We start from the raw sequence: 19478 nt of genomic DNA on the forward strand, positions 1-19478 counted from the left end.
CCGCGATGCCGGTGACCGGCCCACCAGTCAGCGGCATCCTGCTCGACCACGCCGGGCGCCATGCGGTACGTGTGTCCGACACCGTTCCGCACGCAACCACACCACCGCCCCGATGCCACAAAGGAGTGCGCGATGGGAACGTACGAGGATGTCTTCCGCGCCAGTACCGAGGACCCGGAGAGCTTCTGGCTGAAGGCGGCGGAAGGCATCGACTGGGATGCCGCCCCGCACCGAGCCCTGGACTCCTCGGGCGCGCCCTTCTACCGCTGGTTTCCCGACGGACGGCTCAACGTCTGTTTCAACGCACTCGACCGGCACGTCGAGGCCGGCCGAGGTGAACAGCCCGCGCTCGTCTACGACTCCCCCGTGACCGACATCCGGCGCACCTACACCTACGCGCAGTTGAGGAACGAGGTGGCGGCCTTCGCCGGAGCTCTGGCAGGGCTCGGCGTGGGGCACGGCGACCGAGTGGTGATCTACATGCCGATGGTCCCCGAGGCTGTCGTCGCGATGCTGGCCTGCGCGTGGATCGGCGCAGTGCACTCGGTCGTCTTCGGCGGGTTCGCCCCGCGCGAACTCGCCCTGCGCATCGACGACGCGGCCCCCAAGGTCGTGGTCTCCGCCTCCTGCGGCATCGAGGGCAAGCGGGTCATCGCGTACAAGCCCCTTCTCGACCAGGCGATCGAACTCGCGGCCCACAAGCCGGAGAAGAGCGTGCTCCTGCAACGCCCGCAGGAGCGGGCCGAGTTGGGGCCCGACGATCTCGACTGGGCCGACGCGGTCGCGGGCGCAACGCCGGCCGACTGCCTTCCAGTCGCCGCCACCGATCCCCTCTACATCCTCTACACGTCCGGAACGACCGGAAAACCCAAGGGAATCGTGCGTGACTGCGGCGGATACGCGGTCGCGCTCCAGTGGTCGATGGGCGCCGTCTACGATGTGGGCCCCGGCGAGACCATGTTCACCGGCTCCGACGTCGGCTGGGTCGTCGGGCACTCCTACATCGTCTACGGGCCCCTGCTGGCCGGAGCCACCACGGTCCTTTACGAGGGCAAGCCGGTCGGCACCCCGGACGCGGGCCAGTTCTGGCGCGTGGCCGCCGACCACCGGGTCAAGACCATGTTCACGGCGCCCACCGCATTCCGGGCCATCCGCAAGGAGGACCCGAAGGGAACACTCACTGCGGATCACGACCTGAGCGGCCTGCGCCACCTGTTCCTCGCCGGCGAGCGCCTCGACCCCGAGACCTACCACTGGGCGAGCGCCCTCCTGGGCATCCCGGTGATCGACCACTGGTGGCAGACCGAGACCGGCCGGCCCATCGTCGCCAACCCGGTCGGCATCGAAGCCGCTCCCCTCAAGCCCGGGTCCCCCACCCGCCCGCTGCCGGGCTGGGACGTCCGCGTCCTCGATGCCTCGGGCGAGCCGGTACCGGCGGGCGTCGACGGCGCGATCGTGGTGAAGCTCCCCCTGCCGCCCGGCGCGCTCCCCACCCTCTGAAACGACGACGACCGCTTCGTCGCCTCCTACCTCTCCGCCCACGACGGCTACTACCTCACCGGCGACAGCGGCCACATCGACGACGACGGCTACGTCTTCGTCATGGGCCGCACCGACGACGTCATCAACGTCGCCGGACACCGGCTGTCCACCGGCAGCATGGAAGAGGCTCTGGCCGCCCACCCCGACGTCGCCGAATGTGCCGTCATCGGCGTCGCCGACGAACTCAAGGGACAGATCCCGCGCGGCTTCGTCGTCCTCAAGACAGGCAGCGACCGAGAACCGGGCGAGGTCGAGGCCGAACTCGTCCAGCTCGTACGGACACGCATCGGCGCCGTCGCCTCCCTCAAGGACGTCACGGTCGTGGCCGCCCTGCCAAAGACCCGCTCGGGCAAGATCCTGCGCAAGACCATGCGCGGCATCGCCGACGGCCACGACGAACCCATCCCCTCCACCGTCGAGGACCCCGGCGTCATCGAAACCCTGCGCCCGGTTCTCCGCCGCGCCGATCGCACCCCGTGAACGGCTGCCCCGGGACATGAGCCACGGGGAGCACGTTCCACACCGACGGACGTCGGTGCCGATCACCTCGCACGCGCTGGACAGTTTGACAACTCTGGCTGACAACCGTGCCGCTCGCCCGCACCGTGCCCGTGTCCACGGTGATCCGCCCAAGGAAATCACCGTCAAGTCCAGCGAGGTGTACGCCACGCGATGGCGGGCCTCGGCGTGTGGGACCGCACGGCCAACGAGACCGGGTGGACCGCGTTGCTCGGCGAGCGGCGCGGCGGCCCGGACGTCTCCCCGTACACCGCCCCGGCCCGCGCGGAGGATCTGTCCGGGCTGCCCCGGCCTTCCTCGACGTCGGCTCGGCCGAGACGTTCCGCGACGAGGTCGTCACCTACGCCACCCGCCTGTGGCAGGCCGGCGGACTCGACGGTGCGGAGTGCCGACCCGGCTCGGCCGACTGCCGCTGTTGGTTGCTGGAATGACCGGTCGCGCTCGCCCGTGTTCGTTGCCGGTCGAGTCACCCCTACCCGCGGCTGTCCTGGCAGGGATGACGTCTTGGCGTTGTGGCAGCGTGAACAGGTGGTCCGAGGGTCAGGATCCGGTGCCGTAGCGGCTGAGCATGAGGGCGACGGCTTCGTCCACGATCGCGGCGTCGTTGGGGTTGAGCGGGACGAAGTCGGTCCGTACGAGTTGGGGCCACAGGAACTGGCTGCAGATCATGCCGAGGAACTGTTCGGCGACTTCGGCCGCCGACTGTGGCTGTCCGTCGGCCGAACGGAAGTCGAGTGTGCCGGCCTGTGCCTCGGCGTCCAGGTAGTCGCGGAGCCGGTCGAAGAAGGGTCCGCGATCGATGGCGAAGCCGGTGCCGACGATGTCGGCGAGTTCCGGCATCTGGGGCAGCTCGGTGATGATGAGGCGGCACAGCGCCGCCGTGCCCGGCCGCGCGACCAGGCAGGCGTAGTCACGGCCGATGTGGTCCAGACCGTACCGGGGGTCGCCGGGCGGGGGCGGTTCGGCGTACTCCACGTCCAGCTGCCACTGTTCGGAGGTGACGGCCGCGAACAGCGCGGCCTTGGAGGGGTAGCGCTTGAAGAGGGTGCCGGTGGAGACGCCGGCCTCCTTGGCGATCTGGACCAAGGAGGTCTTGTCGTATCCCCGGGCGAGGAAGAGGTCGCGGGCGGCGCGGATGATGCGCGCGCGGTTCTCCTCTTTGATCTGCGCGTGATAGCCGGCTCTGGTCTGCGCGTCATCCCCGGCCCGGCACATATCGCCACCGGTCTCCGCTCGGTCCGTCACCGGCATACCCACGCCCCTCGCCAATCTCCCGGCCGCGTCCCCGCTGTCAGAGGACGGTCTGGCCGCCGTCCAGGATAAGGTCCTGGCCCACCGCGAAGGCGGAGGCGTCGGAGGCCAGGTACACGACGGCCTCCGCGACCTCCTCCGGCAGACCCATGCGGCCCAGCGGGATGCCGGCGCTGATCCCCTCCAGGACCGCCGCCTGCACCGCGGGGTCCTCGATCCCGAGCTTGGCGTACAGCGGGGTGTCCACCGGGCCGGGGCTGACCGCGTTGAACCGGATGCCGTGCGACCTGAGCAGGTCCGCGTTCCACGACCGCATCAGGGAGCCGAGAGCCGCCTTCGTCGCGGCGTAGGCGTTCGAATGCCCGTAGCCGCCGTGCGCGCTGGCGGACGCGTTGAGGATGACCGAGGACGGGTTGGCCAGCACCGGCACCAGGGCCTGGGTGAGGAAGAAGACGCTCTTGACGTTGATGTCGAAGAGCCGGTCGAAACTGTCCTCCGTGTGGTCCTCGAACGGCCGCCAGTCCGAGACGCCGGCGTTCAGGAACACCACGTCGAGCTTCCCGAAGTGCTCACCCACCTGCTTGGCCAGGGCGCGCTGCGCATCGAGATCGCGCGCATCGGCCCGCACCACCGGCACCTTGTCCCCGAGGATCTGCCGGGCCCTGTCGATGCTGGCCGGGGTGACGCCCGTGACCAGCACGTCGGCGCCCTCCGCGATAAAACGCTGCGCGGTCTCCAGGCCGATGCCGCTCGTGCCGCCGGTGATGAGGGCGCGCTTGCCCGCAAGACGATTCATGTTCGCTGTTCCTCACCGAGAAGTAAGGTAAGTCGATCGACTCACCACTTGAAGGTAGCTCCCGCGCCACGCTTAAGGCAAGTCGATCCACTTACCATCGGCGGCCTGGGGTGGTTCTGCTGAGCCGGGAAGGTGGCGAGCGAGCGGGCCGCTTCCGGCGACCGAAGCTCCTGAGATCCACGCCGCGGGACGCTGTTTTAGCGCCCCGCCGGTATGCCCAGAGCCCGATGAGCGCCGCGAGATTTGTGCGGGGCCGCCCGGGTCGTAAAGACCACCATCTCCGGACTCCCCACCGACGGCCGCGACTGGCATTCGAGTTGCGCAATGCCTTGCGCACCGGCGGCATGGATCGTCGCTGTGCGAGCGGGGTGAGGCCCGCCCCGCCTCGAAACCGAGCGGGATCAGGCAGCGTCGACGAATATGTCGAGCGCGAGATCACCCTCGAATCCGGCAGGGCTGCAGACGGACAGGTCGGTGACGCCTTCGTCAAGCAGGACCCCGTCGTCGATGAACAGGTTGGCGGTGCACGTGCGCGCGTCACGCGTGAGGACGGCGTACGCGGCGTCAGCCATGATCTGCGGACTACGGGCTTGTCCGGCGCCGCCGACCACGTTGCGTACGGCGGCGGTGTCGATCAGGGTTCGCGGCCACAGCGAGTTGGCTACTGCCTCGGCCCGCAGGGCGGCAGCCCCACACCCGGCGCCCCGGTCATCCTGACCACCGGCTCGGGCTGCTCCACCTTCACCTGGAACCACCGCGGCACCCCGGAACAACCGAACCACTGGGAAATCGTGGAGACGAGCACCGGGCAGTGCACCCCGGACACCGGACGGCGCTCCCAGGCCGTACTGGGCACCTGCGGCAGCACCACAACCCCAGGGCCCCAGGTTTGGACCCCACAGTTCGACAAGTACTGGAACTACGACCAATTCTGAGCACGGCACCCGCTGAACCACAAGGTTCCGCCTCAGTCTTCGAGGCCGTCCCCGCCCCGCCGCCCCGCCTGGTGAGAGGACCTGGGAGGGACGGTCACGAAACCCGCGGTGAAGCCGGGCACAGGTCTGCCGTTCCACCTCCTCCGCGATTGACAGGACGACACGCAGTACCGCCGCGACGCCCTGATGAAGAAGGACCCGAGCGAGATGGAGAAGTGCGCCACCAGCGACGCTGGCAGAGGGCTCGGGGCCGGTCACACGCTGCTCAACCGCCGCCTGCACCTGACTGCCATCCGGCGGTCCTGTGCCGGTGGGCACGCAGACTGTGCTCGCGGTAGTCTCTGGGTGTCGTGCCGTACGTCGCGCCGAACATCCGCGTGAACGTGGCGTGGTGGGTAAAACCCCAGCGGGCGGCGACGCGATAGACCGGCACCGTGTGCTGGGCGGGGTCAGCCAGGTCGCGGCGGATGTGCTCCAGCCGCTGCTGCCGGATGTACGTCGCGACGGTGTCCTGCTCGGGCTGGAACAGACGGTGCAGATGGCCGACCGATATGTGGTGCGCGGCAGCAATCACGGCCGGTGCCAGGCCGGGGTCATGCAGGTGCCGCCGGATGAACGCACGGATGCGCAAGATCAGGGTGCGCCGGTGGGTTTCCGGTGGCAGATGGTTCAGGGCGTCAAGCTCGTGGGCGAATACCGCAGCGACCAAGTCCAGCAGGACCGTCTCCAACCGGGCGGCATCGGCGGTGGTGTAGGAGCCCGCACCGGCAGTGAGCGTGGTGAGGAATGAGGCAAGCAGGGCGCCGATGCCGTCCCGTCCGTTCATGCGGCGGCCGAGCATCCGGTCGGCCTGTGCCGCAGACAGCGGCAGCACCGTGCGCGGCACTTCGACACTGACGGCTCTGACATTGTCCTCGCGGGTGCCCATGTGCAGGTCAAAGGGGACTGAGGAGATGTGGCTGCGCAGGTCGCACGGGCCGTACGCGGTTTCCTGGCCGTTGAGAGTGAATCCGACAGTGCCGCTTTGAATGAACGAGAGGTGGTACCGCTCGGGGTCACACTGCCGGATCAGCCTCGGCGTCCTGCGCAGGATCACGGGCTGCCACTGCGACGCGTAAGCCAACACGGTATTCAGCTGTACCGCCTGGTGCACGCCGCGATAGTCAGCGGAGTGGACACTGCCCATCTCCATAGGCGCATGGCTCTGGGCTGCCCCCTTGCGCCACGCGTCGAAGCGGTCGGAAGACGGTAAATCCTCTGTGCGGCACACAGTTTCGATCACTTGGTTTCCCCTGTCGCGCATCAGGGGCGGCAGGTCATGCCGTCCGGCTGTCATCCATGTACATCTTGAGGGGACACCCAAGAAAGAGCAAAGGCCGTGTTGTATGACGGGGAAGCCTACGCGGCAGCAATGGTGGCTCCTGCGACCTCCAAGGCAGGACGCTCGACGTCGACGTGTCGTCCGTGAGAGCTCTGCACAACCATTGCCGCGCTGATCCGCGCCGAACTGCTGATCCGCCGCTTGGCGGCCTCGATGACCGGGTACCGGTCTGCTTCAGGCAGGCATTCGTCGCCCAGCCCGACGACTCCGGGCACACGGTGAGCCGGCCGGAGTCCGGTCGTACGACACGGCGGCGACGTGCACGGCAACCTCGGGGGGCTATGGCCGGGAACGACACGATGCCGAACGAATGATCGAGAATATCGTCTGTATCAAGGAGAAGTTCGGTGCCGCTTCAAGGTCCCGGCGTCGCCGCCGCCCCGGCGTAATCGGTGAGGGGAGGCGGCGCCCTGTGTGCTTGGACAGCCCGTCGGCCATCGCCGGATCGGGCTGCGTGGGTCGCCGGGCCCTGCTGGCCGCCGAGGCTTCAGCCGCGACTCCGATTCCGTCGGCGGAAGGGAAGCCGTCGAACGCCTCTTGGCCGCGGGCGTGCTGTACCGGGCCTGGAGCCTCCGGGTGGTCAGGAGGTTCAGTACGTGTCCTTGATGACGGCTACGATCTTTGCGGCCTCCGGCCCGTCGACCGGGGTGATGTCGCGGTACCGGTACGCGGCGTTCTTGATCACGAGCCCCTTGTCCTCACCTTTGCGGATGTCGTCACAGACGGATACCGAGCGGCTGATCGCGCGGCTCGCCATGACCGTGAGGGCCGGATCGATGGCCGTCAGCTCTTCCACGAGAGCCTTCCCCTGCTCCGGAGTGGGACGCAGGAACGCACTGCTCGCCGTCGGTGAAAGACCCATGCTCAGGCAGGTCTGGCTGCGGTGCCTCGGGCGTAGCGGCCGTCCGCGACGTGGTTGTCCATGGTCGGGGTACCGCCGCTGGAGCGGTTGATCGTGACGAAGTACGCGGCGTCGCCGATGACCTTGGAAAGGGCGTGGAAGACCGCACGTAGCTCCTCGGTGCTGTCGACCTCGATTTCGATGGTCCGGCCGCTGCCACTGCCGTCCCGTCTGTCGATCTTGTACGCGGGTGTGTCGATGGCTGGCTTCGAGACGGTTTCGGCGCCCTCAGGGGTGCAGCCGACGATTCCGGCGAGCAGTACGGCACCGACGACAGCGACCATGGCGGTGCGGGTGTGCATGGTCCCCCTGGGTGCGGCTGGACCGTCATCATTCGACAGCACATGGATGCAATGAGGCGGAAGCGGCGAAGACTCACCATTTGGGTGATCCTTGTCAGTTTTCCGTCGCGGGTGCCCCGTCGACTCAAGCGGGTCACGTCGGGAGTATCGGCGCCGGGCGCTACCCGCCGCGCGCCCAGCAGGTCAGTGAGATCCGTCAGCCGAGGGGGTGCGGGAGTGCTCGCGGCCCGGGCCTCCAGAGGAGGGCGATGCGCACGCCGGCCGACCGTGCGCCGTTCGGCGTCCGCGGGAAGATGACGGCTCACCTCTCGCGCGCGGCCCCGCCCACAGGGCTTCCGTTCCCGTCGGTGACGCTTTCGGCCTGGCTTCCGTGAGCGGCGCAGAAGGCCCTGAGTGAACCGTCCCGGACAGTCCTCCGACCCCGATCAAGGGCACCACGCCGAGCACCGCCGCCGGGCCGACATCAGCCACACATCGACGCTGCACCGGGCCCGGGCGGACCGTCGGCGGGCACAGGCGGTGGCTTGATGCCCGCAGGTCGCGGACACCCGCCCGGCGGGCTCGGCAGGGGCGGTTGTAACGACGTCGTGGCGGCAGCCCGCGATGGCCGTTCTCACAGAGTTCATCCGTTCCGGTGAGGCGGAGTGCCCTCTATGGCTGGGAGATTAAAGCCTGGTGTCGGTAGTCGCGGGGTGGGAGGCCGTAGGCGGCGCGGAAGGCGCGGCCGGGTCCGACTGCCGGATCAGCCTCGGCGTCCTGCGTATCGTCAGCGGATCCGACCCCGAGGTGTACACGGACACCGCGCCCACTTCGAACGACCGCTGGTGCGCACGGAACTCCTCGTCCGGCCCGCTGAACAGCCTAGCGGCGCATGCGACGTGGCCACTCGCTCCACGAACGCGTCGGCTCTCATGCCCTCTGGTACATCGTCGGTATGGAACACCGTCTCAAGCATCCCTCTCCCCCTCCAGCGCCGGATTCCACCAGCACACCATCAAGGTGGACTGATCACCAGAGAGATAGGCGCCGATCCCTCCGTGGGCAGGGCTTATGCAGACGGGAAGAAGGCGTTGCCTTTTCGCACTCGACCGTGCGTTCCAGGCCGGGGCTTCGGCGCGAGCACCGACTGCCTGGACGTCGCCACCGCACCCCGCGTACGGACGAAGCCGCCCTGGCGCTTGAAGCGGACGGTGGCGTCGTACTCGACCGGCCTGGATACCCACCGCTCCCAGAGGCGGAGGTCGCCCAATGCCCTTTCATTGTGCTCGGGGAGCCGGTCATCGGGACCGTATTGGGGCGGTTGCGATCGCCCTGCCCGTCCCACCTGACCGGCCGAGTAGGACCAGTACCGGGCGAGGCGGACCGCCGCAGCTCATGCCTGTGCCGAAGACGCGCAGCCCGAGGACGACGCCCCCGGCCCCGGAGCCTGCCGACGACCAGGAGTTGGTCTTCAGGGGCCTGCCCCGCGGGCAGGTGCTGGACTGGCGCACCCGCGCCGCGCACGACCACCAAATCGTCCACGCCCCCCATCGCCCGGTACGGCGAGCACTCCGCGCAGCGCTGATCACCAAGCACGCGTGGGAGCTCCCGGCAGCCGGCGCGACGCTGCGCGAACGGTGGGCAGCCATTTCGCCTCAGTCGTGCACGTCTTCCCAGTTCGCAGTCGGGGCCACCGTCGGGCAGCTCTCTGCGCCGTCACGCCATATGCGACGCATCGTCAAAAGGGCGCCGCCCAGGGTCAATGACAGCACGGTGCTCTACGGCCCAACATGGTAAAGGTCCGCAAAACCGATGAGTGATTGCGTTGGCCTGTTCAAGGCTGATCAGTCGTGTCGTGCGGGCGCGAAGAATTCTGGAAACTGCACGTCGACATCCGCCGGAACGACTCATGGGAGGTCCAGCACTGTGCGAAAGAAAAGAGTCCCGTCCATATCGACCGCATGGCGCCCACGCCGTACGCTTCTGCTCTTCGCAAGCGCGCTCCTGACAGCCGGAACGCTCACGGTCGGCACCGCCAGTGCCGCCCCGGTCACCACACCGGGCCCTCAGGACCTCTCGGACTGCGACGCGGGCTGGGCCTGTTTCTGGGAGTGGGAGCAGTTCACGGGCGCGGCCTCCTCGGCAGTGGACCTGCCCGTCGGCGAACGGTGGCCCGTCCCGGCCAATATCCGGGGCAAGGTCTCCAGCTTCTTCAACAACAGCAACACCAAGCGCTACCACCTCTACGCGAACGAGTGTGACGGATATCTGGCCGTTGGCCAGGGGGGATACGCCAGGGTCATGACGGAATTCGCATGTTCCGACGGCGGAACATGGAACAACAAGCTGGACTACATCATCCGAGTCCAGTATTGATCAGAAACTCATGGGGTTCTCGTTCAGGGCGTAACGGAGGTGTGTGCCGCGCCGTACGCGAATCCGCGTCCCGTCGACCTCGGGGCCGTGACCCGAATCGTCGAGGAGGCTTGGGCGGGGTCGGCGCCGACCGCTGAGACCCGGGACGGTGTGGTGCGTCGCCCGCGTTGAGCGGGAGGTGGACCGCGTTCAGGGCAGCGGGGTGAGTGCGTCCTCCAGCGCCGCCCGCGCGCCGCGCAGGGCGAGACGGAGCTGGTCCGGTGTACGGCGGATCTGGGCCAGCAGGAGGCCGCCCTGGATTGCGGCCATGGTGAGGTCGGCCAGCTCCGTCACGTCCGCGTCCGGGCGTAGCTCGCCCGACTCCTGCATACGGCGCAGGCCCGCGATGAGGGGTGCTTCCCAGCGTGCGAAGGCGTCCACGAACGCTTGTCGGGTGAGGTCGTCCCGGCCGCTGAGCTGGCTGGCCAACGAGCCGATCGCGCAGCCGTCCACCGCGTCCTGCCGCGTCCCGTTGGCCACGATCGCGTCGAACCAGCGGTCGATGCCAGCCAGTGAGTCGACGTCCAGGAGCAGCGGTTCCTGTGCGGCCAGCACCATGTCCACGGTGGAATGAACCACGGAGCGGATGAGATCGTCCCGGTCGTCGAAGTAGTGGTAGAGCTGGCTGCGGCCGACCCCCGCGGCGCGTTCGACATCGTCCAGCGTGACCGCCGCGACGCCGCGCTGCTGGATGAGGTCTGCTGCCGAATCGAGGATGCGCTCTCGGGTCGCGCGACCCCGCGCGGTGGTCGGTGTGTGTCCCATGCCCCCTCCTCCGTGTTCTGTGCCTCACGGTACAGAGACTTTGTACTTTCCGATACAGTCTGACGCAGGCCGCTCTGTACTGAGCAATACAGTCTGCGAGGAGGAGCTGTGAGTCGGTTCGCGGTTACGAACACACGAGTTTTCACCGGGACGCACATAGCCGATGCCTCGGTGGTCGTCGTCGAGGACGGGACGATCGCCGCTGTCGGCCACGAGGTCCCCGAGGGTGTGGAAGAGCTCGACGGCGGGGGCGGGACCCTGCTGCCGGGTCTGATCGACGCCCACACCCATACAGACGAGGACGGTCTGCGCACGGCCCTGCGCTTCGGCGTGACAACCGAGCTGGACATGATGTCGGTACCGGACGTGATGAACCCGGTACGGAAGAAGGTGCAGACCGAGTTCGATCTGGCCGATGTCCGCACCGCCTCGTGGGGCCTCGCCCACCCCGACGGACATCCTCACCAACTGCGGCGCGACCTGGACGACCCGGTGTGGCCCACCGCCACCGTCCCGAGCCAGGCGCCTGCCTTCGTTGAGGGACGCCTGTCCGAGGGCGCGGACTACATCAAGATCATGGTCGAGGACGGCACCGCGTTCGGCACGTCGCTGCCCGTGGTGCCGCCCGAGGTCGTCGCCGCGGCTGTCGAGGCGGCTCACGAGCGCGGGGCGATGGCCCTGGTCCACGCCCTCAGCGCCACGGCTACACGGGTGGCTGTCGAGGCGGGCGCGGACGGCGTGACCCACCTGCACTATGACGAGGTCATCAGCGACGACCTGATCCTCCGGATGCGCGAACAGGGCATGTTCGTCATCACCACCCTGGCCGTCACTGCCTCCGGCGCCTCCGACGGCGCTGGCCCACGCCTGGCCGCCGACCTGCGTGTGGCATCCCGCCTGAACGCGGCATGGCGCGACAACCTGGGGCGCGAGTTCGCCTGGAACGCCCACTTGCCCAACGCCCTGCGCTCGGTCGGGCTGCTCCACGCCGCCGGCGTCGAGGTCCTGGCCGGTACCGATGCGGCCCACCTCGGTGCCCCGGGCCTCGCTCACGGCGCCAGCCTGCACGACGAGCTACGCCTGCTCGAGGCCGGCGGGCTGAGTCCGGTCGAGGCGCTCACTGCGGCGACACGGCGTACCGCTGACCGGTTCGGCCTTACCGACCGCGGGCGAATCGAGCCCGGCGCCTCGGCGGACCTGGTGCTCGTGGACGGTGACCCGACCTCGCAGATCTCCGCGACGCTCAACACCCGCGCGGTGTGGCGTCGGGGGCACCGCCTGGCACCGGCCGGCGTGACGGGAGAGCATGATGCCTGAGCGCTCGCTGGTTGACGTCCACGCCCGATTCACCACCTCGCACTACATCTATTGATCTGAAACGGTAGGTATTCTGGTTCGTTGATCCCTGCGTGAGTGAACTGGTGGGGGACGCACGGCAGTTGTCGCCGTCGGCGCAGGAGGCCCTTCGGCTGCGGGCGGTAGCCGCGTTGGTGGCGGGCCGGACTCGCGAGGATGTCTCGGCGGTGTTCCAGGTCTCGCTCAAGGCGGTGGACAAGTGGTGGGCGAAGTGGCGGGCCGGCGGGCGCGAAGCGCTGGTGGCCCAGCCGCGCGGGCGCCGGGTCGGCGAGCATCAGCTGCTCGACGCGGTCGAGCAGCAGGCGGTCCGGCAGGCCGTGCTGGATCACCGTCCCTGCGACCTGGGTCTGGCGGGGCAGCTGTGGACGCGCGCCGCAGTCAGGGATCTGATCGCGAAGCTGTACCGGGTACGGCTGACCGACCAGGGGGTGGGCAAGTACCTGCGCCGGTGGGGCCTGTCCTTCCAGCGCCCGGACAAGCGGGCCGTCGAGCAGGACGCGGAAGCGGTGCGTGTCTGGCGGGAGGAGACCTGGCCGGCGATTCGGGCCAGCGCGAAGGCCGAAGACGGGGAGGTCCTCTTCGCCGACCAGGTCGGCATCCGTTCCGACCAGGTCACCGGCCGCACCTGGGGCGCCAAGGGACGCACCCCGATCGTGCGCCGCACGGGCAACCGGTTCTCGGTCAACGCGATGTCCGCGATCAGCACCAAGGGCCGTATGCACTTCATGGTCTTCACCGAGACCTTCGACGCCGACGTCATGTGCCGCTTCCTGGACCGGCTCGCAGGCCACTTCGACCGCAAGGTGCACCTCGTCGTGGACGGCCACTCCGCGCACCGCTCCCGAAAGGTCCGCGCCTGGCTGGCCGATCACCCGGACCGCATCAAGCTGCACTTCCTGCCGTCGTACTCGCCGGAGCTGAACCCCGACGAACTGGTCAACGCCGACCTCAAACGGAGCCTGCCCATGCACAGCAGGGCCCGCGACCAGGCCCAACTCGCAGCCGAAACCCGCCGGTTCTTCCACCGCCGCCAACGGCAGCCACACATCGTCCGCGGATACTTCGGCGGATCCCACGTCCGCTACACCCTCGAATAGAACCGATTGAGTTTCGGATCAATAAGCACGGCATCGCGCGCAGACTACTGATCGCCCCGCCGGTGCCGGCACCGAAGCACCCGAAAAGCTGGCCGAGCAACAGCAAAGGGCCCGCCCTCTCTGTGATCCGTTCGCCGAGAGGGTACGCCTACGTCTTTCGTCAAGCGCGACCTGCTCATGCAGCGATCGTCCCAGGACGGTGTGGCTCGTAGAAGGTTCCGTCGCGGAGCATGGCGAACAGGACGCTGACGCGTTGCCGGGCCCGGCGGAGGAGGGCCTGTGTGTGGGTCTTGCCGCGGGCCCGGCAGCGGTCGTAGTAGCTACGGTCACCGCCGGGGGGGGTACGCCCTGCGTGGCGCCCGGCTGGCTGTGCGGGCAGCAGATCGCTTGCGGGTGGGAAGGTACGCTGCCGGAGTGATCCTTCCGACGGCCAATGAGGTACACGCGCTGCATGAGCGGTACGCGCCATGAGGCGCTGGACTTCGTCTTCACCCACTGCGAAATCGTCTGCGGCATCGCCGAACAGCTTGTGGCACAGACAGACCTCCCCCTCGACACCGACCTCGTCCGTGTTGGCGCCCTGCTCCACGACATCGGCGTCTACCGGCTATACGACCAGGCCGGTCGGCTCGATCACCGCAACTACATCCGCCATGGCGTCCTCGGCCACGAGATCCTCCAAGGGGAGGGCTTCCCGGAGCGCCTGCGCCGCTTCTGCTCCTGCCACACGGGAGTTGGTCTTACCCGGCACGACATCCGCGAACAGAAGCTCGCCGTACCCGAGGCCGACTATCTGGCCGAGACCATCGAAGAGCAACTGGTCATGTCCGCGGACAAGTTCCACAGTAAGACCACACCCCCTACCTAACGAGCTCGTGCATGATTGCTGGTGGCGCGTCAGGACCTTGAGCGTTGATCATGCTCTGTGTGGCGGGGAACCGAGCGCGTGCGGCAATCATCCGAAGCCAGCGAATCACCGGACTGACGTCCGAGGTGAACGCTGAACTCGTCGCTGAAGTCGGGCCATTGTGGCATGAACGGCACCAGGCAGGACTGGCCTCGCGGCCGCGTCGCCGGGCCGTGGGTGCTGGGGCGAAACACAGACTGGTCTTCGTGGACCGGCTGTTGGCCACGCTGGTCAGCCTCCGCCACGGTGCGACGCACAATGTGCTGGCCTGCTGGTTCGGCGTCGACCGCTCCACCATTACGCGTGCGATCGGTGAAGTGCGGCCCTTGCTGGCAGAGCGGGGCTGCACCGTCGCGCCGGGCCTCCGGCTACGCACGCTCACCGAAGTCATCGACCACCTTGGTGCCGACGGGCTGACCGGGATCATCGACGGAACCGAGGTTCGGGTGCGACGGCCGGCCGCCGGACGCAAGGACCGGGAGAAGTTCATCTCCGGCAAGAACAAGCAGAACGCGGTGAAGTCGATGGTGGTCACGGACTCCAAGGGACGCCTGCTGTTCTGCAGCCCGGCCGAGCCCGCGAGCTGCGCGGCCATCACTCACGCCCGGAAGTTGGGCCTGGTCAAACTGCTGGCCGACGGACCAGCCGTGGAGATCCTCGCCGACGCCGGCTACCAAGGTCTGGGCGCCCAGACGGGCGGGCGCGTGGTGACACCGCCGCACCGGAAGTTCAAGAAAAACCCGCCCGAGTGGTACGAGGAAATGCACGAGCACCAGCGCAAGGCCCACTCTTCACGCCGCATTCGGGTCGAGCACGGCATCGGCCACCTCAAGAACTGGCGGGCTCTCGCACGCCACCACGGCCGACGCGAGCACATGAGCGACATCGTCCAAGCCGTCGCCGGGCTGCTCTCTCACCAGCAGACCGCCACGATGTACCGCGATGCGCGAATGTGAACACGGCGGTGATTCCGCGGCCTTCGACGCGCCACCAGCAATCATGCACGAGCTCGTCAGCCGGTCAGGGTGACGTTGCGGCACCGGGCGCCGTCGCAGAACAGGATGCCAGGGTCGCTCTCGCGCATCCGTCTAGCCACAGCCAGGCCACTCCGGCGTGCCTCTGCGGGGAGGCCGGAACGGGCCCGCGCGCGCTTTTCTTCGGGATGCCCAGGTGCCGGGAAATCGTCCTGCTCGGCCCAGTGTAGTCTATAGATCTCTGAAATCGCCTAATTCTCCTGACCTTCGATCCAGATCGGGATCGGTCAAAAGAGCACGAGACAGGTCTGTTTTGATCCGCAGTCAGAGAGTCACGATTTACCCGTCACCGACACTGCTTCTCCGGTTCAGTCACGACCGGTTCTGTGCCACCTGCTTGAGTGCTTCGAGATCAGTTGTGAACTTGCCGTCTCTCTTCGCGGGATCGCTTTCGGATCCACCCGCGTACAGGCTCGTGACGACGGAGGACCTTGCCGTGGCGGTGTTCCCGTCAACGTCGAAGAGCCCCTGTTCCCCTCCGAGCGGCATCCACAGATCGCCCTTGACGGAATCGATCCCGGGGTGGTCTGCCTCAGCAAGTTTCTCCGCGTAAACGACCATGTGAGATCCGATGGTCAGGGGAGAGGCGCCCTCCATGTCGACAGCCTCCGTGTCGACGTTGCCGACGATCAGCTTGCCGAGAGGTACTGGATCGGGCCCCCGGGTTACAGGAGCCTCCGGCTGGAGAATGACCGCCTCGACCGTCGCCTCATAGAAACGCATGGGCAAGCAGTCGGCGTAAGGGGAATCTCCTCCCTCGATCCCTTCCGGAGGGGTTCCCGGGTTGTTCGGACTCGGTTCCGTATCGGTCTCGGTATCCTCTTCGGAGGAGTTCGTGGGTTCGCCGCCGTGCCCCTCGGCATCGCCGCCGTCGTCGCACTCACGGCTCACAATCTTATCGATCTTGACCGAGAATGCTCCCGCCGAGCCCTCCGTCAGCTCTTCGACCGACGCGTATGTCGCGTAATCGGCATCGATTTGATGCTTGCCACTCGATTGTTCCGACGTGCAGGCAACCGCGGCGAAACAAGTCACAGCTCCTACCACAAGGGCTGGAATCTTCTTCATCGGCCCCTCACCTCCCAGTAGCCTCATGGCGTGTACTTGGCGCGAACGCCTTTGATGTCGTCTGGCCAGGGACCATCACTGCCGCACGAGAATTTCACTTCTCCCCGCCGCATGATCGAGGGCCCCGAACCGCCACCACCGAGACTCGTATGCCCCAGACCGTACGCGTGGCCTGCTTCGTGCGTAGCGACGATCTTCTTCTGACGGGCACTCAACCCGGACACGGTCCGGTAATTGAAACCGATGCAGGTTTCGTTGTAGAGCCAATTGGATGCCAGGCATCCCTGACTCGTCATTCGGGCCCAGTCGCCCCAACTGTAGTTACCGTCACGGACCTCCACCATCGGATCACCGTTGCTCTGCTGCTTGCTGAAGTGGCCGGGAGAATTGGGATTCGTAGCATCCCATCGCCCCTGAGCATTACAAGAAGGCGGTCTGATACGTCGATGTAATGCTGTAGTAGCGATACGAAATCGCACCCCCCTCGCCTACGCCCCAGAATTTCCCGCAGAGATGCGAATAAGCCTGCGCCGGCGAGGCCAGCACCACTCCGGAGGTCACCAGCATGACGCATGCGGAAACAGAACTCGGCCCCTTCGGAGTCCGTGCCCGCACCACGACCCGCTCGCCCTCATCGGCCACATCCTCGACGAGGCTCGCGACACTGCCGACCCCGTCCGCCTCGTCCGCGTCTTCGGCATCTCCATATCGACGGCGATGAAGTACGTGCACACCGCCCACCCCCACCGCGCAGGCGCCATCCCCCGGTGACGGCCGGGGTTCGCGGGAATCCCGCCAGGAGGATCCCCGGCCGTCCGGCCCGGCGGCGCGGGGGCTGGCACCACTTGACCGGATGGTGCCTCCGCTTTACTCTCAGAGAGGAGCGGAGGGGTTCTCCGTTTTATCGGCTCGGGGGCGAGAAGGAGGTAGAGACCGTGGAGACGGCCTACTACAGCCACGGGACCGCAGCGGAGCGCTGGGAGCGCGCGCAGCAGTTCTTCGACGTCAAGGAGTACGCCGCAGCGGCGCAGATTCTCGCCCCGCTGGCCGACGAGGCGCCGCAGCAGGTGGCCCCGCGTCTGCTGCTCGCCCGCGCCTACTACCACTCGGCACAGCTGCGGCGCGCGGAGGCGGAGCTGCGCAAGGTCATCGAGCTCGACCCCGTCGAGCAGTACGCCCGGCTGATGCTGGGCCGCACGCTGGAGCGGCAGAACCGCGGCGCCGAAGCGGCACCGCAGCTGCGGATGGCAGCTGCGCTCGCAGGTGACTTCGGCGGAGCCTGAGCACTCCTCCCCTCCCTCCCCCGGTGAGCCGGTGGCCGCTTCGGCGGATCCTCCGGCCACCGGGAGGGGCAGGAAAGATCCGTCACACAACAGGGGGGGTTACACGGGCCGGCGAGCAGTCGCCGGCGCCATGGGAAAGGACATGCGAGACCCATGAAATCCTGGCGATTCCACGGAACCGGCAAGCCTTTGACACTGGATGAGGTGGACCCGCCGCACGCCGGTGAGGGCGAGGCCGTCGTCGACGTCAAGGCCGCCGGCCTGTGCCACTCGGACGTGAGCGCGCTCGACGACCCGGGATGGATGACGTCGTTCCCGCGCCTGCCGATGACGCTCGGCCACGAGAACGCCGGCGTGATCAGCGAGGTCGGCCCCGGAATGGACCACTGGAAGGTGGGCGACCGGGTGGGGCTGGCACCGGCGATGCCCGACGCCGACGCCATCGGCTACGGCGCCTGGGACGGCGGCTACGGCCCCAAGGTACGCGCCACCGACGCGAACCTGGTGCGACTGCCGGACGAAATCTCCTTCGCGATGGGGGCGATGGCGACCGACGCGGGCCTGACCTCCTACCACGCGATGGTCGCGCGCGGCGGAGCGAAGAAGGACATGCGGGTCGGGGTCATCGGCCTCGGCGGTCTCGGCTACATCGGCGCACGCATCGCCGTGCTCAAGGGGGCCGAGGTCTACGCCGCCGAGCTGAACCCGGAAACCCGCGCGCGGGCCGCCGAGATCGGGCTGGCCGGTGCGGCGGAGTCCATCACCGAGTTCGCGGACAGGGACCTGGAACTGATCGTGGACTACGCCGGGTTCGGCACCACCACCGCCCAGGCGGTGGAGGCACTCGGCCAGTCCGGGACGCTGGTGCAGGTGGGCCTGGGCCGCACCGAGTCGACCGTGAACACCTTCACGATCGTGATGAAGCAGCTGCAGATCCTCGGCTCACTGTCGGGCTCGAAACAGGACCTCACCGAGCTCTACGAGCTCATGCGCGGCGGACACCTCAACCCGCCGATCAACCGGATCACGCCGGAGGACATCCCGGAGGGACTGGACCGACTGCGCAAGGGCGAGGTCACGGGCCGCATCATCGCCCTGTACGAAGACTGAGACGGCGGGCGCCGCGAGAGCGCCCACTGTGCTCCACCAGCGGGTCAGCGGCGCCCGATTTGACCGGAGGGTGCCTCCGATTTACCGTGGAGACAGTGCGGAGATAGCCTCCGTTTTCACTCGGGCCACCGTACCGGAAGAGTGCAGGAGGGCGAATGAACGCCAAAGAACAGGGGCGCAAGCCCCGCGCCGACGTCCAGCGCAATCGCGCAGCCCTCCTGGAGGCCGCCCAGCGCCACTTCCTGCGGGACGGGGTCGGCACGTCACTGGAGGCGGTCGCCAAGGAGGCGGGCGTCGGGCCGGGAACGCTGTACCGGCACTTCCCCACCCGCGAGGCTCTGCTGGCGGCCGTACTTCAGTCCCGCACCGCGGAACTGGAGGCCCGCCGTGAGGACATCGCCGGCATCGACGACGCCGGCACGGCGCTGACGCAGTGGCTGCGGGCGATGGAGGACTACCTCAGCGCCTACAGCGGACTGCCGGAACCACTCATGGCGGCGACCCGGGCACAGGACCCGGACAATCCGCTCACCGTACCTTGCGACGAGCTCATCGCCACGACCGACGAGCACGTGCGAGCCGCGCAGCGCGCAGGGCACGTGCGCCCGTCGGCAACGGGCTACGACCTGTTCCTCACGGCCTGCTCGGTCGCCTGGATCAAGGGCGCCGGCGCCACCACGGAATCGGTCGACCGGCTGCGCTCGCTCATCGCCCACGGGTACCGCGAGCCGGACGACCGCACCTAGGCCGTGTTTTAGGTCGGGTTTCTTGTTCACGCCTCGCGCTGTGATGATCACCGTGTGGGGCGTGGGGATCTTTCTGATGAGCAGTGGTTGG

At 67.9% G+C, this 19478-nt stretch carries 17 protein-coding genes and 4 pseudogenes; 11 read left to right on the plus strand and 10 right to left on the minus strand.

Annotated elements, in window-relative coordinates; all coding sequences use genetic code 11:
- Positions 1–132 precede the first annotated feature (132 nt).
- Together AB0P17_RS36050 and AB0P17_RS36055 are read left to right on the plus strand one after the other, a co-directional pair.
- A pseudogene (locus AB0P17_RS36050) lies at positions 133–2022 on the plus strand (AMP-binding protein).
- 192 nt (positions 2023–2214) lie between these two features.
- Positions 2215–2435 (plus strand): annotated as a pseudogene (locus tag AB0P17_RS36055) (alpha/beta hydrolase fold domain-containing protein); the annotation flags it as partial.
- A gap of 166 nt (positions 2436–2601) precedes the next feature.
- On the opposite strand, the gene AB0P17_RS36060 reads toward AB0P17_RS36055, so the two are convergent.
- The 3 genes from AB0P17_RS36060 to AB0P17_RS36070 form a co-directional block, all read right to left on the minus strand.
- Positions 2602–3312 carry a TetR/AcrR family transcriptional regulator gene (locus AB0P17_RS36060; RefSeq protein WP_365817924.1) on the minus strand — a complete coding sequence of 237 codons (711 nt, stop codon included), beginning with the start codon at positions 3310–3312 and terminating at the stop codon, positions 2602–2604.
- A 40-nt stretch (positions 3313–3352) separates the two neighbouring features.
- Positions 3353–4108, minus strand: a complete 756-nt coding sequence (locus tag AB0P17_RS36065) for an SDR family oxidoreductase (RefSeq protein WP_365817926.1) — start codon at positions 4106–4108, stop codon at positions 3353–3355.
- A gap of 401 nt (positions 4109–4509) precedes the next feature.
- Entirely contained in the window at positions 4510–4680 is a 171-nt protein-coding gene (locus AB0P17_RS36070) for a hypothetical protein (RefSeq protein WP_365817928.1), read from the minus strand.
- 18 nt (positions 4681–4698) lie between these two features.
- Between AB0P17_RS36070 and AB0P17_RS36075 the strand changes: the two genes are divergently transcribed.
- Positions 4699–5043, plus strand: coding sequence for a hypothetical protein (locus AB0P17_RS36075; protein WP_365817930.1), 345 nt, complete (start codon positions 4699–4701; stop codon positions 5041–5043).
- Between the two features lie 265 nt (positions 5044–5308).
- Here the strand turns inward: AB0P17_RS36075 and AB0P17_RS36080 are convergent, their stop codons facing one another.
- From AB0P17_RS36080 to AB0P17_RS36090, 3 genes are all read right to left on the minus strand, one after another.
- Positions 5309–6379 (minus strand): helix-turn-helix domain-containing protein, encoded by a 1071-nt coding sequence (locus tag AB0P17_RS36080; protein ID WP_365817932.1) that lies wholly within the window; start codon positions 6377–6379, stop codon positions 5309–5311.
- Positions 6380–7013: 634 nt separating this feature from the next.
- Positions 7014–7220: a hypothetical protein gene (locus tag AB0P17_RS36085; protein WP_365817934.1), complete on the minus strand. Its 207-nt coding sequence runs from the start codon at positions 7218–7220 to the stop codon at positions 7014–7016.
- A 68-nt stretch (positions 7221–7288) separates the two neighbouring features.
- A complete protein-coding gene (locus tag AB0P17_RS36090; RefSeq protein WP_365817936.1) occupies positions 7289–7627 on the minus strand; it encodes a hypothetical protein in 339 nt (112 codons plus the stop codon).
- 1905 nt (positions 7628–9532) lie between these two features.
- On the opposite strand from AB0P17_RS36090, the gene AB0P17_RS36095 reads away from it, so the two are divergent.
- On the plus strand, positions 9533–9982 hold the full coding sequence (locus AB0P17_RS36095; RefSeq protein WP_365817938.1) for a peptidase inhibitor family I36 protein: 450 nt from the start codon (positions 9533–9535) through the stop codon (positions 9980–9982).
- A gap of 189 nt (positions 9983–10171) precedes the next feature.
- Here the strand turns inward: AB0P17_RS36095 and AB0P17_RS36100 are convergent, their stop codons facing one another.
- Positions 10172–10786 (minus strand): TetR/AcrR family transcriptional regulator, encoded by a 615-nt coding sequence (locus tag AB0P17_RS36100; RefSeq protein ID WP_365817940.1) that lies wholly within the window; start codon positions 10784–10786, stop codon positions 10172–10174.
- A gap of 108 nt (positions 10787–10894) precedes the next feature.
- Here AB0P17_RS36100 and AB0P17_RS36105 point away from each other — a divergent pair, with 108 nt between their 5' ends.
- Together AB0P17_RS36105 and AB0P17_RS36110 are read left to right on the plus strand one after the other, a co-directional pair.
- A complete protein-coding gene (locus AB0P17_RS36105) occupies positions 10895–12103 on the plus strand; it encodes an amidohydrolase family protein (RefSeq protein WP_365817942.1) in 1209 nt (402 codons plus the stop codon).
- A gap of 92 nt (positions 12104–12195) precedes the next feature.
- Positions 12196–13239: an IS630 family transposase gene (locus AB0P17_RS36110; RefSeq protein WP_365817944.1), complete on the plus strand. Its 1044-nt coding sequence runs from the start codon at positions 12196–12198 to the stop codon at positions 13237–13239.
- A gap of 175 nt (positions 13240–13414) precedes the next feature.
- Here AB0P17_RS36110 and AB0P17_RS36115 read toward each other — a convergent pair.
- Positions 13415–13564, minus strand: a pseudogene (locus tag AB0P17_RS36115) (IS110 family transposase); the annotation flags it as partial.
- Positions 13565–13653: 89 nt separating this feature from the next.
- Here AB0P17_RS36115 and AB0P17_RS36120 point away from each other — a divergent pair.
- Positions 13654–14098 (plus strand): annotated as a pseudogene (locus AB0P17_RS36120) (HDIG domain-containing metalloprotein); the annotation flags it as partial.
- A 59-nt stretch (positions 14099–14157) separates the two neighbouring features.
- The gene (locus AB0P17_RS36125) at positions 14158–15102 is read left to right on the plus strand and encodes a transposase family protein (protein ID WP_365817962.1); all 945 of its coding nucleotides are present in this window, start codon (positions 14158–14160) and stop codon (positions 15100–15102) included.
- Between the two features lie 390 nt (positions 15103–15492).
- Here the strand turns inward: AB0P17_RS36125 and AB0P17_RS36130 are convergent, their stop codons facing one another.
- Positions 15493–16248 carry a hypothetical protein gene (locus AB0P17_RS36130; protein WP_365817946.1) on the minus strand — a complete coding sequence of 252 codons (756 nt, stop codon included), beginning with the start codon at positions 16246–16248 and terminating at the stop codon, positions 15493–15495.
- A 23-nt stretch (positions 16249–16271) separates the two neighbouring features.
- Positions 16272–16592 carry a hypothetical protein gene (locus tag AB0P17_RS36135; RefSeq protein ID WP_365817948.1) on the minus strand — a complete coding sequence of 107 codons (321 nt, stop codon included), beginning with the start codon at positions 16590–16592 and terminating at the stop codon, positions 16272–16274.
- Between the two features lie 591 nt (positions 16593–17183).
- On the opposite strand from AB0P17_RS36135, the gene AB0P17_RS36140 reads away from it, so the two are divergent.
- From AB0P17_RS36140 to AB0P17_RS36150, 3 genes are all read left to right on the plus strand, one after another.
- Positions 17184–17531 (plus strand): tetratricopeptide repeat protein, encoded by a 348-nt coding sequence (locus AB0P17_RS36140; RefSeq protein ID WP_365817950.1) that lies wholly within the window; start codon positions 17184–17186, stop codon positions 17529–17531.
- 153 nt (positions 17532–17684) lie between these two features.
- Positions 17685–18641, plus strand: a complete 957-nt coding sequence (locus AB0P17_RS36145) for a zinc-binding dehydrogenase (RefSeq protein ID WP_365817952.1) — start codon at positions 17685–17687, stop codon at positions 18639–18641.
- 155 nt (positions 18642–18796) lie between these two features.
- Complete coding sequence (locus AB0P17_RS36150) at positions 18797–19387, plus strand: TetR/AcrR family transcriptional regulator (RefSeq protein WP_365817954.1); 591 nt, start codon at positions 18797–18799, stop codon at positions 19385–19387.
- Positions 19388–19478: the final 91 nt, after the last annotated feature.

This window comes from Streptomyces sp. NPDC088124, assembly GCF_040685895.1.
In the GTDB taxonomy this organism is placed as follows: Bacteria; Actinomycetota; Actinomycetes; order Streptomycetales; family Streptomycetaceae; genus Streptomyces.

Bases quoted from the DNA above. Each gene is read 5' to 3' on its own strand.
- AB0P17_RS36135 (WP_365817948.1), bottom strand. From the start codon at position 16,592: ATGGTGGAGGTCCGTGACGGTAACTACAGTTGGGGCGACTGGGCCCGA.
- AB0P17_RS36065 (WP_365817926.1), bottom strand. From the start codon at position 4,108: ATGAATCGTCTTGCGGGCAAGCGCGCCCTCATCACCGGCGGCACGAGC.
- AB0P17_RS36060 (WP_365817924.1), bottom strand. From the start codon at position 3,312: ATGCCGGTGACGGACCGAGCGGAGACCGGTGGCGATATGTGCCGGGCC.
- AB0P17_RS36070 (WP_365817928.1), bottom strand. From the start codon at position 4,680: ATGGCTGACGCCGCGTACGCCGTCCTCACGCGTGACGCGCGCACGTGC.
- AB0P17_RS36125 (WP_365817962.1), top strand. From the start codon at position 14,158: ATGCTCTGTGTGGCGGGGAACCGAGCGCGTGCGGCAATCATCCGAAGC.
- AB0P17_RS36080 (WP_365817932.1), bottom strand. From the start codon at position 6,379: ATGACAGCCGGACGGCATGACCTGCCGCCCCTGATGCGCGACAGGGGA.
- AB0P17_RS36090 (WP_365817936.1), bottom strand. From the start codon at position 7,627: ATGCACACCCGCACCGCCATGGTCGCTGTCGTCGGTGCCGTACTGCTC.
- AB0P17_RS36145 (WP_365817952.1), top strand. From the start codon at position 17,685: ATGAAATCCTGGCGATTCCACGGAACCGGCAAGCCTTTGACACTGGAT.
- AB0P17_RS36130 (WP_365817946.1), bottom strand. From the start codon at position 16,248: ATGAAGAAGATTCCAGCCCTTGTGGTAGGAGCTGTGACTTGTTTCGCC.
- AB0P17_RS36100 (WP_365817940.1), bottom strand. From the start codon at position 10,786: ATGGGACACACACCGACCACCGCGCGGGGTCGCGCGACCCGAGAGCGC.
- AB0P17_RS36150 (WP_365817954.1), top strand. From the start codon at position 18,797: ATGAACGCCAAAGAACAGGGGCGCAAGCCCCGCGCCGACGTCCAGCGC.